The sequence below is a fragment of the Leptotrichia sp. oral taxon 215 str. W9775 genome, assembly GCF_000469505.1.
Taxonomy (GTDB): domain Bacteria; phylum Fusobacteriota; class Fusobacteriia; order Fusobacteriales; family Leptotrichiaceae; genus Leptotrichia_A.
The window spans coordinates 1-16,829 of the sequence record NZ_KI272833.1 but is presented as its reverse complement, the minus strand read 5'-3'; the positions used below and the strand labels follow the sequence as shown (position 1 = coordinate 16,829).

Genomic DNA, 16,829 nt, shown 5'->3' with positions numbered 1-16,829 from the left:
TAAAAACAAGTGAGAAAAATTAGATGTTGTTGTCTATAAGTTAAAAAATACAATGAAAAATAAAATGTTAAAAATTATAATAAAAAATGACAAAATAGAAAAAATAATGTATAATGTATATAGTTTTACACAATAATAAATTAATAAAAAATATTCATAGGTCATAAAAAAGGAAGGAATTGAAATGAATAAAAAAGTTAAAGGAATTTCCTTCATTGTTTTAGGAATGTTCCTTACGTATCTTCTGGTCAATAGAAGAGGGATAGAAACCTCTAATAATTCTGAAGGGAATTTTCTGTTTTTATTTTTGAATTTTTTTACTTTAATCGCGGGTAAAATGGGGTGGATTATAATTGGACTGGTATTTGTGGCAGGACTTGCTTATCTTATAAAAAAAGAAGTAAAAATAAGCAGAAAAAAAGAACTGACAGGAGCAATCTGCCTTCTGGCAATTTCATTACTGTTTATAAGGGAAGACATTGTGACACCTTTACCTGATTCATTTACAGATGCCGGAAGAATAATTCTGGAGCTGGGATTTGGAAGAGAAAGTGGAGGAATTGTAGGAAGTTTGGTGGCAATGCCTTTATATAAAATAATAGCAACAACTGTAATGGGAATTTTCCTTTGGGCAGTTGTAGGGCTGAGTATTGTATATCTGCTGTCTACTCCACTGGAATATATTTATGAATGGATAAAGGGAGTAAGACAATATTACAGAAGTGATGAATACAAGGAAAAGGCGACGCTTCTCAAGGCTAAGAAAATGTCTGAGAAACTTAAACGTACTGATTATAAGAAATATCAGAAAGAAGAAATGAAAAAACGTATAATAGAGTCAAGAAATCAGAAATTGAGCTTTGAGCTGGCTAAAAAGCCGAAGGACAGCTTTTTAGATAAAACGGAAGTTTATTCAGATGAGGAACTGGCTAAGAAAGAAAAGGAATGGACAGAATTTTCTAAAAAAATGGAAAATGATAAAGTTGCTGCTGAAAAGGAAAAAGTGGCAGTGAAATCTGAAAGAAAACCTGAAAATTCCAAAGTTGAAGAGAAAAAGACAGAAGTAAAGAAACAGGAAGAACAACAGGTAAAAACTGCTGAAAAACCTGAACTGCAAAAAACTGTAGCTGAAAATACAAAAGTTTCTCAGGAAAATAATACTCCGGAAGTAAAAATTCCTGAAAATAAAGAAACTCTTCAAAACAGTCAGGTTAATGTAAAACCTTCTGCTGAAAAGGAACTTCAGAAGGAAGTAAAAACAGCAGTATCAGAAGAAATAAAATCTGCAGGAGATAAAACAGTTAAAAAAGAAAATAAGAAAGTGGAAAATCATCATGAAGAAATGGTTATTCCTAAAATAGAAGCATTTGAAGATGTGGAGGCCATAAAAAGACAGAAGGAACTGGAAGAAAATCTTAAAAAGGCTGAAGCGGCAAGACTTAATACAGATAAAGGGTATAATGAGCTACTAAAAAAATCCATAGAAGAAATATTTAAGATTAAGCCTATGGATATGGAAAAGAAATTTGAAATTGAAAAAAGTATTATTGACAATGTCAATCATCTGGAAAATGTACTTAAACAGTTTGGAATAGATGCAAAGGTTGTAAATTATGAATACGGACCGACAATTACAAGATATGAGATTACAATTCCTGCCGGAGTGAAGGTTAGTAAAGTTACTTCCCTTTCAGATGACATTGCAATGAATCTTGCGGCTGAAAGCATAAGAATAGAAGCGCCTATTCCGGGGAAAAATACAATTGGTATAGAAACTCCTAATAAAATAAAGGAACCTGTACATTTCTCCAATATAATACAGAATAAGGAACTGGAAAAGGGAGAACTGAACGTAATTTTAGGTAAGGACATTGTCGGAAGAGACAAAATAATAGATATTACTAAAATGCCGCATCTGCTTATAGCCGGGCAGACCGGTTCAGGTAAATCAGTGGCAGTAAATACTCTGATAGCAACACTGATATCAAAGAAATCCGAAAAAGAAGTAAAGTTTATTATGGTGGATCCGAAGATGGTGGAACTTATGCCTTACAATGACATACCTCACCTGCTTGTTCCTGTCATAATCGACCCTCAGCAAGCTGCAATAGCTTTGAAATGGGCAGTAAATGAAATGGAAAACAGATACAAACAGCTTATGGAAAATGGAGTTAGAAACATTAAGAGCTACAATTCCTTGAAGTATGTTGAAAAAATGCCTTATATTGTTATAATAATAGATGAGCTGGCAGACCTTATGATGGTTGCTTCAGGAAGTGTGGAGGAATCCATTGCGAGAATTGCCCAGAAGGCGAGAGCGGTGGGAATTCACCTTGTGGTGGCTACTCAGCGTCCGTCAACAGATGTTATAACAGGTATGATAAAGGCAAATCTTCCAAGCAGAATTTCATTTGCACTGAGATCCCAGATAGATTCAAGAACTATACTGGATTCTGCAGGAGCGGAAAAACTGCTAGGTCAGGGAGATATGCTTCTGCTTGAAAATGGTTCTTCAAAACTTGAAAGAATACAGGGAGCATTCATTTCAGATGAAGAAGTTACAAACCTTACTTCTATGCTGAAATCAAGCAGAAAGGTAAAATATAGGGATGAAATTCTTGTGGAAACACAGGAAAATGATGTTAATGTGGATCCTTACTTTGAAAATGCGATAGAGATAATAAAACAGGAGAAAAAAGTTTCCATATCCCTGCTGCAGCGTGAATTGAGAATAGGATTTAACAGGGCATCAAGAATCTATGACCAGTTAAAGGAAAAAGGAATTATAAGTTATGATAATCAGATACTGATTGATGATGATTTAGAAAATGAAATAAAAAAATAGAATAAAAAAAGAAATAAAAATGAAGGAGATATTTATATGAAATTTTTTGATGTGTTCAAAATTAGTACAAAACCGACAAAGGACGTGGCAATTGACCTGGGAACGGCAAATACAGTAGTTTATGTAAAAGGTGAAGGAATACAGATTGATGAGCCTACTTATGTTGCGTTAAACATAAAAACAGAAGAAGTGGAATATATCGGAGAAAAAGCTAAGGAAATAATCGGAAGAACAGCAAAACACACTGAAATAGTAAGACCTCTTAAAAATGGAGTTATTTCAGATTATGAAATTACTGAAAAAATGTTGACAGAATTTTTAAAAAGAATAAGAAAAGATAAAGTTCAAAGCGCAAGAGTTATAATATGTGTACCAAGTGGCGTAACTCAAGTTGAAAGAAGAGCAGTGGTGGAAGTTGTAAAAGATGCAGGGGCGAAAGAAGTATATCTTATGGAAGAACCTGTTGCAGCTGCAATCGGAGCAGGAATAGATTTATTCCAGCCTAAAGGACATTTAATTGTTGATATAGGAGGAGGAACTACTGAAATAGCATTTATCGTATCAGGAGGGGCGGCTGTATCAAAATCAGTTAAAATTGCCGGAGATCACCTGAATGAGGATATAATGGAATATGTGAAGGAAAAACATAATCTTCTAATCGGAGAAAAAACTGCTGAAGATCTGAAAGTAAATACAATCAGCATGCCTGATAAAAATGCGACATTTGAAATAAGAGGTAGGGAACTAGGAATAGGACTTCCTAAGAGCATCAAAATAGTAGCTCAGGAAATAGATTCAGCTATTGATAAGAATATTGACCTTATAATAGATGAAATTAAACTGACAATGGAAGAAATAGAACCTGAAGTGGCTGCAGATATATATGAAACTGGTATTTATCTGTCAGGTGGAGGAGCAGGAATAAGAATATTAAAGGAAAAAATTGAAAAAGAATTAAAACTGAAAGTAACTGTAAGCGACGATGCTATCCACTCAGTTGTAAATGGAATAGCAGTAGTGCTGGATGACTTTGACAGATATAAAAATATAATAATTTCACCTACTATGGAATATTAATTTATATATTTGAAATAATAGGGAAATATTATGGGAAAAATAGAGAATATTGAAAATAAAATGGAAACGCTTATATTTCTTTCTAAAGATCCATTAACAGTGGAGGAACTGGCAAAATTTTACGGTTTATCATTGGATGAAACGCAGGAAATATTGTCAATGCTCAAAGAGAAAAGAAAAGAAAGCGGTATAAATATAAGGATTGAAAATGGGGCAGTGTTTCTTGTTTCCAATCCTTTATATGGTGAAGATGTAAAAAAATTTTTTAATCCCGAACTTAAAATAAAGAAATTGACAAAACCTACAATGGAAACCTTGGCAATCATTGCTTATAAAGGGCCTGTTACTAAAGGGGAAATTGAACAGATAAAAGGTGTCAGTGTAGAAAAAACAATGGCAAATTTACTGGAAAAAAATCTTATTTACATCTCAGGAAAAAAGAAGGCGATAGGAACTCCTAATCTTTATGAAGTTACAGAAGATTTTTACAGTTATCTGAATATTAGTGAAAAATCAGAACTTCCAGGATATAGCCAGTATGAAAAAATAGAACTGCTTTATAAGGAAAATGAAGGGAAGGATTCTGAAAAGCCGGGTATAATAGAAGAAATTAAGGAAAAAACAGATAAAAAAGAAAATATAGAGGTAGAAAATGAGATTGAATAAATTTATAGCTGACGCCGGAGTATGTTCGAGAAGAAAAGCTGATGAAATGATTAAGGAAGGAAGAGTTACTGTAAATAAACAGGAAGCAGTAATAGGAATGGAAGTTTCTTCCGGAGATGTTGTAAGGGTTGACGGGGAAAAGGTAAAAATCAATACAAATTATGAATATTACATGTTAAATAAGCCTAAGAGGGTAATCTGTTCAAGCGAGGATAAGTTCGGGAGAAAACTTGCAATAGACTACATAAAGTCTAAAAAGCGTCTGTATACGTACGGAAGGCTTGATTATATGACAGAAGGGCTTATAATAATAAGTAATGACGGAGATATTTACAATCATGTGATGCATCCGAGTAAAAAACTTTATAAGAGCTATATTGCAAAACTGGATAAGGACATTACAGATGACCATCTGGAAGCGTTGAAGCATGGAGTTGTAATAGACGGAAGAAGAACAGCACCTGCAAAGGTGAAAATAGTCAGCAAAAGAGAAATAAGAATAGCAATTTTTGAAGGAAGAAACAGACAGATAAGAAAAATGCTGGAAACATTGGGATATGAAATTAAATCCCTGAAGAGAGTAAAAGTAGGGGAACTTACTCTTGGAAGTTTGGAAGTTGGGCATTACAGACCTCTGACAGAAGATGAAATTAAGTATTTAAAGAATCTTTAGGAACTTTAAATCTGACAGGAATGTCAGAAATAGATTTTGGAGAAAATGAATGACAGAAAATAAAAGTATATTTTTAATAGATTTCGATGTAACCATAAGTAGAAAAGATTCAACAGATACATTGCTTGAAACTCATAATCCCGAGTATAAAAAAATTATAAGGGAAAAGTACAAAAATGGTGATATAACCATGAGGGAGTTTGTCATATTTGGACTTGAGTCATTAAATATAACTAGGGAAGAATATATAGCAACTCTTGATAAGAATGTTACTATTGATGAAAGTTTTAAGGATTTTGTCGAAAGTGGTACGGAATTTAAAATAGTGAGTGCAGGAACGAGGCTTAATATACAAGGCTCGCTTTTGAAGTATAATATAAATTTGACAGATGATGACATTATTTCTAATGACATCAGTTTTGAAGGAAATAAAATAAAGATTACAAATCCATTTCTGGATAAGGAAATGTATTATGGAGTGGATAAGAAGAAAGCTGTGGAAAGCTACCGGAAAAAGGGATATAAAGTAATTTTTGTAGGAGACGGCCCGTCTGATTACAGGGCAATGGAAACAGCTGATTTTGTTTTTGTAAGAAAGGGAACAAGAGCTGTTAAGTTCTGTTTGGAAGAAAATATTGATTTTCTTGAGTTTGATAACTTTAATGAGATATTGGAGTGGAGAGAAAATCAGAAATAAATTGATGAAGAAGGAGAAAAAATGCTAAGCAAAGAAGATGTTTTAAAAATAGCAAAATTGTCAAAGCTGGAATTTTCAGAAAATGAGATTGAAAAATTTAGAACAGATCTGAATAAAATTTTTGATCACATGGAAGAATTGAACAGCGTTGATACGAGCGAGGTTGAACCGTTGTTTAACGTGCTGGATTTAAAAGATGTGTTGAGAAAAGATGTTGTCAAGGATAGCGGAATTAAAAAGGATATCCTAAAAAATGCACCAAATAGTGATGATGAATTTATAATTGTACCAAAAGTTGTTGGAGAAAATGCCGATAATTAGTTTCTTTGAAGGAGAGGAAAATATTGGAAAATATAGACTTACTTGCAGAAAAAATAAAATGTGACTATGAAAAAATTAGTGAAGACAGCGAAATAACAGAAGTTGCAGAAAGATACTTTGAGTTGTTGGAAGAAGGGAAAAAACAAGGGTTTATTCCTGTGTTTGTTGAAGTAAAAGATTATTTCAATGAAGAGTTTCCAGATTTTGAAGAATATGAAAGAGCAAGGGATGAAATTTTAGAAAATTATAAAAAAATAGATTGTAATCAGTGGTTTAAAGAAAGAAAACAGGAATATGTAGAAAATGAGTACCTGAATGAGGAATATGAATTTTCTGATGACAGTGACTACCTAGATTATTTTAAAAATTTCAATGAAGATGAGACTTTCTATTTAAACTCAATATTTGATGGAGAAACTGGAAAAGTAAGGGAAAATGTAGGACTATTTAAGATTCCGGCAGATAAAGCTTATGAAATTCCAGGATGGTTTTTATTCGGTGGATTTAACGAATGTCCTTTGCCTGAAGAAATTATAGCTATCAGTAAATATTGGTATGAAAAATATGATGCAAGAATTGCCGCAATAACTGACTCTGAAATAGAATTTTATTTGGAAAAATTTCCTGAAACACAGGAAGAAGCAGAAAAATTGGCAGTAGAGCAGTTTTTAGTCAGTGAGGATTTAGTTTTCCAAATTTATGATGAACTGGAAGAACTTTCAAAGGGATTGTATAAATCAAGAAATTGGTATTTTTGGTGGGATTAGGAAAAGAAAGGTGGAAAAATGAGTTTATACAGAAAAACAGCCAGTGAAATAGCTGAAATGATAAAAAATAAAGAAGTTACATCTGAAGAAGTAACGAAGGAATTTTTACAGAGAATTGATTCGCTGGAAGATAAAGTAGGGGCATTTTCAAGTGTTTTAAATGAAAAGTCACTGGAAAGTGCTAAAAAATACGATAATGACAATAATGAAAATAATAGAAAAGAATATGACAATACACTGTTATTTGGAGTTCCTGTGGCACTGAAGGATAACATTCTTTCAAAAGGTGATTTAACTACTGCTTCATCACAGATTCTGAAAAATTATGAAGGGGTATACGATGCGACAGTAGTGGAAAAACTTAAGAAGGCAGGAGTTCCTATAATAGGAAAAGCGAACATGGATGAATTTGCAATGGGGTCATCAAATGAAAATTCATCAATAAAGCCTGCTTCCAATCCATGGGCATTGGATAGAGTGCCGGGAGGAAGCAGCGGAGGATCGGCTGCGGCAGTAGCTGCACAGATGGTTCCGATAGCATTGGGAACTGACACAGGAGGAAGTATAAGACAGCCTGCGAGCCTTACAGGGACAGTAGGAATAAAACCGACATACGGAAGGGTATCAAGATATGGTCTTATGGCATTCGGTTCTTCCCTTGACCAGATAGGTGCATTGGCAAAATCAACTGAAGACTTGGCTAGAATTATGCAGATAATATCGGGGCATGATGAAAAAGATCCGACAACAGCAGAAGTTGAAGTGCCTGACTATCTGAAAAGCCTGAATAATGATTTGAAAGGCTTAAAAATAGGACTTCCTAAAGAATACTTTACAGAAGATCTAGATAAGGACATAAAAGAAGTTGTGGATAAAGCTGTGGCACAGCTGAAGGAACTTGGAGCTGAAGTAAAGGAAGTGTCATTGCCTTATACAAAATATGCAATATCAACTTATTATATAATTTCATCAGCAGAAGCGGCATCAAATCTTTCCAGATATGACGGTGTAAGATACGGTGTAAGAAAAAGTGATGAAAATATAGAAAAAATGTATGTAAAATCAAGAAGTGAAGGATTCGGGCCTGAAGTAAAGAGAAGAATAATGATAGGAAACTATGTATTAAGTTCAGGATTCTATGATGCATACTATAAAAAAGCTTCACAGGTGAGAAGACTTATAAAAGAGGACTTTGAAAAGGCATTAAATGAAGTTGACATTATATTGACTCCTGTTTCTCCTACAACAGCCTTTAAAAAAGGTGAAAAGAATACAGATCCTGTGCAGATGTATCTTGCAGATATTTACACTGTTTCAATAAATATGGCAGGAGTTCCTGCAATTTCAGTTCCTGCAGGATTTGTAAATGGCCTTCCTGTAGGAATACAGCTGATTGGAAATTATTTCAGGGAAGATTTACTGTTCAATGTTTCCCATAAATTTGAGGAAGCAAGAGGGAAGATAGAATATCCGGAACTGTAATATTCTGAGAAGGATATAATAAATTATATCTAAAAAATAATGAATTAACGAAAGGAAAAACAGAAAATGAGCATGGAATATGAAACAGTCATTGGACTGGAAGTGCATTGCCAGTTAAAAACAAAAACAAAAGTATGGTGTTCATGTAATGCCGATTATGATAATGAAGCTCCAAATGTTTCCACGTGTCCCATTTGTACAGGACAGCCTGGAGCATTGCCGAAGCTGAATGAAGAAGTGCTTAATTATGCCATAAAGGCTGCACTTGCGCTGGATTGTGAAATCAATGGGGAAAGTCAGTTTGACAGAAAAAACTACTTCTATCCTGATTCACCAAAAAACTATCAGATAACACAGTATTTTAAGCCATATGCTGAAAATGGGAAACTGCATATTGTGACAAACAGTGGAAAGGAATCTGAAGTGGGGATAGAAAGAATTCAGATTGAAGAAGATACAGCAAAAAGTATACATACAACGTCAGAAAGTCTTTTAAACTATAACAGGGCTTCAGTACCTCTGATTGAGATAATTTCAAAGCCTGAAATAAAGAATGCCGAGGAAGCGTATGCTTATCTGAATACATTGAAGGACAGGCTGAAATATACAAAAGTAAGTGATGTGAGCATGGAACTTGGATCACTTAGATGTGATGCCAATGTATCAGTAAGAAAGAAAGGGGACACAGTTTTAGGAACAAGAACTGAAACTAAGAACCTGAACTCCTTCAAGGCTGTTGTAAGGGCAATAGAATATGAAACAAGCAGACAGATTGAAGTTATTGAAAATGGTGGAAGAGTTATACAGGAAACAAGGTTATGGGATGAAGAACAGGGTGTTACAAGACCTATGAGAAGTAAAGAGGAAGCAATGGATTACAGATACTTTCCTGAACCTGACCTGCCAAAAGTCATCATATCTGATGAAAGGCTTGAAAAAGTAAAAAAAGAAATGCCTGAATTTGCAGATGAAAAAGCAAAAAGATTTGTAGGGGAATATAAACTGAATGAAAAAGAGGCGGCAACTCTTGCAGGGGAACCTGAACTTGCCGAATACTATGAAACAATGGTAAAGGAATCAGGAGAACCTAAACTGTCTGCAAACTGGATGCTGACAGAAGTTTTAAGGGTGCTGAAGGAAAAAAATATTGGAATTGAGAAATTTTCAGTTTCTTCAGGAAATATTGCAAAGCTTATAACCCTGATAAAAACAAATGTAATAAGCTCAAAAATAGCAAAGGAAGTTTTTGAACTGCTGTTATCAGAAGACAAGGATCCTGAAATTATAGTAAAAGAAAAGGGATTGATTCAGATAACTGACAACAGTGAAATTGAGAAAATAGTTGAGCAGGTGCTGGAAGAAAATCAGCAGTCTGTGGAAGATTATAAGGCGGGTAAAAGTAATGCCCTTAAATATTTAGTGGGACAGGCTATGAGACTTTCCAAAGGGAAAGCCAACCCTCAAATGATAAATGAATTGATTTTGAAAAAACTGGATTAGTTTAGGAGAAATATGGAAAAGAAATCTGGGATAAAAAAAGGAAAAAAAGTAAGAATAAGTGCTTTTAAACTACGTATGGCAATAATATCAGCAGGAGTGGTGCTTGCGTTTTTTGGTATTTTCTTAAGGTTATTCTTTCTTCAGGTTGTAAAAGGTGAAGAATATAAAAAAGATGGAGAAAAACAATATAAGAGCAAGTATAAGGTGCTGGCAAAAAGAGGAAGAATTATTTCAAATGACGGAGAAATTTTAGCTTTTGATGGAGAAGACTATTCCATAGCTTTAGATCCGACTTTAGTTAAAGATGAAAATATTGACAAGCTGATGGATCTTTTTAAGAAGAATCTTCCTGACCTTGATACAGATAAGGTAAAAAGGGATATTCTTTTAAAGAAAAAAAATCCAAAAATAAAATATTTAAAAGTAGATTACAAACTTGGATACAATGAAAGAAAAGCTATAGAAGATGAGCTGGATGCCGCTAAATACCTCAGTTCAGGAGTATTTTTTGAGCCATCATTCAGCAGAAATTACATAAAAAATGAAATTTTTCAGGAAATGATAGGCTTTCTGGACAGTGAAGGTAAGGGAGCTTACGGTATTGAAAAATTTTATGATGAAGAACTTACAGGAACTGACGGGGTAGTGGAAGGGATGAGAAATCCCGGAAACTTCTTAACAGTGGACGCAATAAAAAATAAAAAAAGTGTTTCAGTTCAGAATGGAAACAACATAATATTAACAATAGACAGCATACTGCAGGATATAATGGATGCAGAACTGAAAAAAGCTTTTCAGACGTATAGCCCGGTGTCTGCAATGGGAATAATTATGGAAGTAGAGACAGGAAGAATACTTGCAATGTCTTCCTATCCGAAGGCAAGCAATAATGCTGAGGTAAAAAATAGACCAATAACAGATATGTTTGAACCTGGATCGATTTTTAAGCCTATAACAGTTGCAATGGGATTAGACACAGGAGTAATAACTCCTAATTCTACAATATATTCAGGGGGGCATATAAAAGTACAGGATAGACTAATAGGTGAGCATGATCCTTCAAAAAAAGGAACATACACAATAGAAGGATTAATGGCAGCGTCATCAAATGTAGGAATGGTTGTAATAGGTTCAAGGATTGACACAAAAACCTTTCAGAATTATCTGGACAAAGTAGGAACAGGGAGAAAGACGGGAATAGATACGTTTGCTGAGATGTCACCAAAACTGCTGTCGGTGAAGGACTTGACTCCTGTAAGAAAATCGAATGTTTCTTTTGGTCAGGGAATTGCCATGACACAGATACAGATGATAACGTCAATTAATGCAGTAGTAAATAATGGAAAGCTTATGAAACCTTATCTTGTTGACAGGCTGGAAGATGACAGGGGAAATATCGTTAAACAGAATAGTCCGGTTGTAGTAAAAAAAATATTTGAAGAAGATACTTCACGACGTGTCAGAAAATATATGGAAGCAGTTGTTACAAAGGGAACAGGAAAAGGAGCACAGATTAAGGGGTACAGAATTGGTGGAAAAACAGGAACTGCCCAAAAACCGGGCGTAAAGGGGTATGAAGGAAGAAAATTCTTCAGTTCATTTATTGCATTTTTTCCTGTGGATAATCCAAAATATATTGTCCTGATTTCCATAAATGAACCTAGAACAGGTGGAAAGCATTATGGAGGAGAGGTGGCATTGCCGTCTGTAAGAAATGTTTTGGAAAAACTGATAAAATACATGGGAATAAGTCCGGAAGGTAATATTGAAGAAAGTAGAAAGGAAAAAGCAGTTGAACAGAAACCGATGAAGGATCTGAAAAAATTGCTGAATGAGTTTAATAACAATAAAATGCCTGACTTGACAGGATTAAGCTTAAGGGAAATAATTTCAATATATCCTCAGATTAAATTTCCAAAATATAAGATAACAGGAAATGGAAGTGTTGTAGAACAGTATCCATCTCCAGGAACAAAACTGGATAAAAATTCAGAAGTAAGGATAATATTGAATTAAGCAGTAAAATAACATAAAAAATAGGGGTAACTATGTATTATTATGAAATATATGTCGAAAATAATGTAAATATATATACCTACAAATCAACGGAGAAATATGAGCCCGGAGAATGGTGTATTGTAAACTTTGTAAATAGAAATAAGACAGGACTGATTATTTCTGAAACAAAAGAGGAAGATATATCGATAGATGTTTCAAAAATAAAGTTCATCATAGATAGAGCCCCTATTTTATCTATTCCGGAAAATATAATGAAGCTGATAAAGTGGATAAAGGACTACTATATAAGTGATTATTACAATGTCATAAGAACAGTGTATCCTGGTACTTTAAAGCTGAATTATTCCAAAAAGGCAATATATGTAAAAAATCTGGAAGATAAAGAATCAGAAACAGAAAATATGTATCTTTTTGAAAAAAGTAATGAAAAATTGAGTGAAATAGAAAAATTCAACAGCTATATGCAGAAAAAAAAGGAAGTCACAACAGCAACACTTGATAAAAATTTTTCACCTGACATAATAAAAAGGGCTCTGAAGGAAGAAGCAATTAAAATTGAAAAAAAGCTGATAGTAAACAGTAAAAAAATGTCAGGCGGAAAAATTGAAGGTAAAATAGCCGATGATGATGTTGTTCTGAATGAAGAGCAGCAGAAGGTTGCAGACACGATAAAAAATGGTGGAAAGAAGTTTTACCTGTTAAAAGGGGTTACAGGATCAGGTAAAACTGAAATATATATAAATCTTATAAAAGAAGCAATAAAAAATGGTTACGGAAGCCTGTTCCTGGTACCTGAAATTTCTCTTACAACCCAAATGACAGAAAGGCTGGAAAAGCAGTTTTCAGATTCTGTGGCTATACTTCACAGCAAGCTGACTGATGCAGAAAAGAGAAAGGAATGGACTTACATAAGGACGGGGGAGAAAAAGATAGTTATTGGAGCCAGATCGGCGATATTTGCTCCTGTGCAGAACCTGAAATATATAATAATAGATGAAGAACATGAAAATACATATAAACAGGATAACAATCCTAGATATCATACAAAAAATGTGGCAATAAAAAGGGCCTTGATTGAAGGAGATGTAAAGGTGATTTTTGGGTCGGCGACACCTTCTTTTGAATCATATTATCAGGCTGAGAAAAATGACATTGAGCTTGTGGAACTGAAGGAAAGGTTTAACAATGCAAAAATGCCTACGTATGAAATAGTTGATTTAAACAATACACCTGAAAATTTCTCAGAGGAACTGCTGAAGGAAATGTCAGGGGCACTGGGAAGAAAAGAACAGGTAATACTTATCTTAAACAGGAAGGCATTTGCAAATCTTCTGAAGTGCAAGGACTGCGGGCATATTCCTGTATGTCCTAACTGTAGCATATCTTTAAGCTATTATAAATACGAAAATAAGCTGAAATGTAACTACTGTGGCTATGAAAAGTATTTTAATGGGAAGTGCGATGCGTGTGGCAGTGAAAAAGTCATGCAGATTGGGACAGGAACAGAAAAGATAGAGGAAGAAATTAAGTCATATTTTCCTGAAAGCAGGACTGTAAGGGTGGACTCTGAAACAGTGAAGACAAAAAAGGATTATGAAGATATATACAATGACTTTAAAAATCACAAATATGATATAATGCTTGGAACACAGATTATTGCGAAGGGATTTCATTTTCCTGATGTTACGCTTGTGGGGATTATCAATTCTGATATAATACTTAATTTTCCGGATTTCCGGGCAGGAGAAAAGACTTTCCAGCTGCTGACCCAGTCATCAGGAAGGGCAGGACGTGGCAGTAAGGATGGAAAAGTGATAATCCAGACATTTAATGAGGAAAATGAAGTCATACAGAATACAGTTACGGGAAATTATGAAGGATATTACAGGAAGGAAATGGAGTTAAGGAAAATATTGAATTATCCGCCTTTCGGAAGACTCATAATTATAGTTGTGTCTTCAGAAGAAGAGGAAGAACTGGAAAAAAAGGCAAAAAAATTCTACAATATTCTTATGGCAGGCCTGAACATTGGAACAAATCCCGGTGGAAATGAATTTGTGTCAGAGCCATTTAAGGCTCCGATTTATAAAATAAACGGAAGATACAGATACCAGATATTTATAAAATTTAACAGGGAGAATATTACAAAGGTAAAAAATGTAATAAGAAAAGCAATGAATGAATACAAGGAAAAAAAGATAAGAATAAGCGTAGATGTAGATCCTGTTTCCATGTTGTAGGATAAAATTGACAATATGCAGAAATAACTATATAATAAAGATTATGGATAAATTAGATGATTTTTTACGATATTCGACACTTTTTCTGTATTATGGGGAACTATTTTCCAAAAAGCAGAAACAGTATCTTGAACTTTATCTCGAAGAGGACAGGTCTCTGAGCGAGATTTCGGAAGAGTATGGAATTACCAGACAGGCAGTATTTGACAATATAAAAAGAGGATTCAGACAGCTTGATGAATATGAGCGGAAGCTTAAAATATTTGAAAAGGAAAAGGAATTAAAGAAAAAACTTGAAAATTTGAAGGAGAATTTTACAAAGGAAAATTTAGAAAAAATAATAGAAGATTTTGATTATAATGAGGTGTTTTAATGTTTAATAATTTAGGTGACAGGTTTAAAGATATATTTAAAAAGGTAAGCGGACAGGGAAAGTTAACGGAAGCAAATATGAAGGATGCCTTGAGGGAAGTAAGGCTTGCACTTCTTGAAGCGGATGTAAACTATGGTGTAGCGAAAAATTTTGTTTCAAAAATAAGGGAAAAGGCTTTAGGGGAAGAAGTAATATCAGGAGTAAATCCTACTCAGCAGTTTGTAAAAATAGTGCATGATGAGCTTGTGGAAGTTCTTGGTGGAACAAATGTACAGATAGCAAAATCTCCTAAAAACCCTACTATTATAATGCTTTCAGGATTACAGGGGGCAGGAAAGACTACTTTTGCTGGAAAACTGGCTAAGCATCTCCGTTCAAAAGGTGAAACTCCACTACTTATTGGAGCTGATGTATACAGACCTGCAGCGAAGAAACAGCTGAAAGTATTGGCAGAGCAGGTAAAGGTTGCATCATTTACAATTGATGAAAGTACAGATGTAAATGAAATATGCAGAAAAGGGCTGGAAGAAGCAGGGAAAATACATGCAACATATGTAATAATAGATACTGCAGGACGTCTGCACATAGATGAACAGCTTATGGGTGAACTGCAGGGAATAAAAGATAATTTTAAACCACATGAAATACTGCTTGTAGTAGACGGAATGACAGGACAGGATGCAGTAAATGTGGCTAAGACCTTCAATGAGCAGCTTGACATCACAGGAGTAGTTCTGACAAAGCTGGACGGAGATACACGTGGAGGAGCCGCCCTTTCAGTAAAGGAAGTGGCAGGAAAGCCTATAAAGTTTATCAGTGAAGGGGAAAAACTGGATGATATAGCACCTTTCCATCCTGACAGGCTTGCATCGAGAATACTTGGAATGGGAGATGTTGTTTCACTTGTTGAAAAGGCTCAGGAAGCAATTGATGAAAAAGAAGCCAAGAAAATGGAAGAAAAATTCAGAAAAAATCAGTTTGATTTTGAAGATTTTCTGAAACAGTTTAAAATGATAAGAAAAATGGGCTCCATTGCAGGAATTATGAAAATGATACCCGGAGTGGATACAAGTGCAATAGATATGGCAATGGCAGAAAAGGAAATGAAAAGAGTGGAAGCGATAATCTTTTCGATGACAGTACAGGAAAGAAGGGATCCGAAACTTCTGAAAAGTGGAAGCCGTAAGGCAAGAATAGCTAAAGGAAGCGGAGTTCAGGTAACGGACGTAAATAAACTTATCAAACAGTTTGAACAGATGAAACAGATGATGAAAATGTTCAACAGTGGAGCAATTCCTGGACTTGGTGGAGGAATGATGAGAGGAAAGGGAAAACGTAAGAAATAATATTTATTGATATAACAGGGAAGAATAAAAGCATATGTTAGGTTCTCCCTGTTTTTTAGAATATAGACTCTTTGTTAAGAGTGGGGTGTAAAAAGTTCGATAACCTTAAGAGATTCTAAGTTGAATAAGCTTTTTAAGGTTGTCGGCTTTTTTTATCCCATAAGATAACCTTTTTTATGATATATGATTTTTGCCAAAGGAAAAACAAATGGCATATATTATTAAAACAAGGTATAATTAAAATAAAATAAAGAGTAAAATAAAGAAACGGAGTTGGATTAAGATGATGAGAAGACTAATGACGATAGTAATAATGCTACTGATGTTAAGTTCATGCTATTATTTCAATCAGGTTGTGGATGATATAAAAGAGTCAACTGAAATGTCAGAAAGAAGTAAAAAAAATGGTTCAGGAGCAATAACAAATGAGAAGTACAAAGATGGAGTAAAAGAAGCTGTAAAGGATATATTAAAAAGACCTCTAAATAAGAATGAATCATTTAAAGAAATAAAACTAATAATACCTTTAAATACATCTATAAATCAGAAACAAGGAAATATAGTGGATTTAAGAACAGGATATGGAATTCCAATAACATTTGGAGAAGGAAGAACTTGTAATGAAAAAAAAATAGGAAATAATACTTATTATGGAATTCTTTATAATGAAAAAATACCAGGAGTTGAAGAACTAGCACAAAAAATAATAAAAGCAAATGGCTTTGTGAATACATGTAAATAAAAAAAGGCTCTTTGTTAAGAGTGGGGTGGAAAAAGTTCGATAACCTCAAGAGATTCTAAGCTGAATAAGCTTTTTAAGGTT

14 protein-coding genes are annotated in these 16,829 nt (G+C 34.1%); all 14 read left to right on the top strand.

All coding sequences use genetic code 11. From position 1 onward, the window contains the following. Positions 1-184: 184 nt before the first annotated feature. Positions 185-2,845, top strand: coding sequence for a DNA translocase FtsK (locus HMPREF1984_RS02770; protein WP_021766366.1), 2,661 nt, complete (start codon positions 185-187; stop codon positions 2,843-2,845). Between the two features lie 36 nt (positions 2,846-2,881). Beyond that, on the top strand, positions 2,882-3,922 hold the full coding sequence (locus HMPREF1984_RS02765) for a rod shape-determining protein (RefSeq protein WP_021766365.1): 1,041 nt from the start codon (positions 2,882-2,884) through the stop codon (positions 3,920-3,922). Between the two features lie 30 nt (positions 3,923-3,952). Beyond that, a complete protein-coding gene (gene scpB, locus HMPREF1984_RS02760; RefSeq protein WP_021766364.1) occupies positions 3,953-4,588 on the top strand; it encodes an SMC-Scp complex subunit ScpB in 636 nt (211 codons plus the stop codon). Continuing rightward, a complete protein-coding gene (locus HMPREF1984_RS02755; protein ID WP_021766363.1) occupies positions 4,575-5,261 on the top strand; it encodes a pseudouridine synthase in 687 nt (228 codons plus the stop codon). The genes scpB and HMPREF1984_RS02755 overlap by 14 nt, the downstream gene beginning before the upstream one ends. Before the next feature lie 49 nt (positions 5,262-5,310). Further along, entirely contained in the window at positions 5,311-5,958 is a 648-nt protein-coding gene (locus tag HMPREF1984_RS02750) for an HAD-IB family phosphatase (protein ID WP_021766362.1), read from the top strand. 21 nt (positions 5,959-5,979) lie between these two features. Next, positions 5,980-6,279 carry an Asp-tRNA(Asn)/Glu-tRNA(Gln) amidotransferase subunit GatC gene (gatC, locus tag HMPREF1984_RS02745; protein ID WP_021766361.1) on the top strand — a complete coding sequence of 100 codons (300 nt, stop codon included), beginning with the start codon at positions 5,980-5,982 and terminating at the stop codon, positions 6,277-6,279. Positions 6,280-6,302: 23 nt separating this feature from the next. Continuing rightward, the gene (locus HMPREF1984_RS02740) at positions 6,303-7,046 is read left to right on the top strand and encodes a DUF4253 domain-containing protein (protein WP_036099552.1); all 744 of its coding nucleotides are present in this window, start codon (positions 6,303-6,305) and stop codon (positions 7,044-7,046) included. Between the two features lie 18 nt (positions 7,047-7,064). Continuing rightward, entirely contained in the window at positions 7,065-8,528 is a 1,464-nt protein-coding gene (gatA, locus tag HMPREF1984_RS02735; protein WP_021766359.1) for an Asp-tRNA(Asn)/Glu-tRNA(Gln) amidotransferase subunit GatA, read from the top strand. Positions 8,529-8,594: 66 nt separating this feature from the next. Continuing rightward, positions 8,595-10,028 carry an Asp-tRNA(Asn)/Glu-tRNA(Gln) amidotransferase subunit GatB gene (gene gatB / locus HMPREF1984_RS02730; RefSeq protein ID WP_036099549.1) on the top strand — a complete coding sequence of 478 codons (1,434 nt, stop codon included), beginning with the start codon at positions 8,595-8,597 and terminating at the stop codon, positions 10,026-10,028. A 12-nt stretch (positions 10,029-10,040) separates the two neighbouring features. After that, the gene (locus HMPREF1984_RS02725) at positions 10,041-12,044 is read left to right on the top strand and encodes a penicillin-binding protein (RefSeq protein WP_021766357.1); all 2,004 of its coding nucleotides are present in this window, start codon (positions 10,041-10,043) and stop codon (positions 12,042-12,044) included. Positions 12,045-12,076: 32 nt separating this feature from the next. Next, the gene (priA, locus tag HMPREF1984_RS02720) at positions 12,077-14,287 is read left to right on the top strand and encodes a primosomal protein N' (RefSeq protein WP_021766356.1); all 2,211 of its coding nucleotides are present in this window, start codon (positions 12,077-12,079) and stop codon (positions 14,285-14,287) included. Positions 14,288-14,330: 43 nt separating this feature from the next. Next, a complete protein-coding gene (gene ylxM, locus HMPREF1984_RS02715; RefSeq protein WP_021766355.1) occupies positions 14,331-14,660 on the top strand; it encodes a YlxM family DNA-binding protein in 330 nt (109 codons plus the stop codon). After that, complete coding sequence (gene ffh, locus HMPREF1984_RS02710) at positions 14,660-16,006, top strand: signal recognition particle protein (protein WP_021766354.1); 1,347 nt, start codon at positions 14,660-14,662, stop codon at positions 16,004-16,006. Before ylxM ends, ffh begins: the two co-directional genes overlap by 1 nt. Positions 16,007-16,304: 298 nt before the next feature. Continuing rightward, a complete protein-coding gene (locus tag HMPREF1984_RS02705) occupies positions 16,305-16,748 on the top strand; it encodes a hypothetical protein (RefSeq protein ID WP_232219673.1) in 444 nt (147 codons plus the stop codon). The last annotated feature ends 81 nt before the right edge of the window (positions 16,749-16,829 follow it).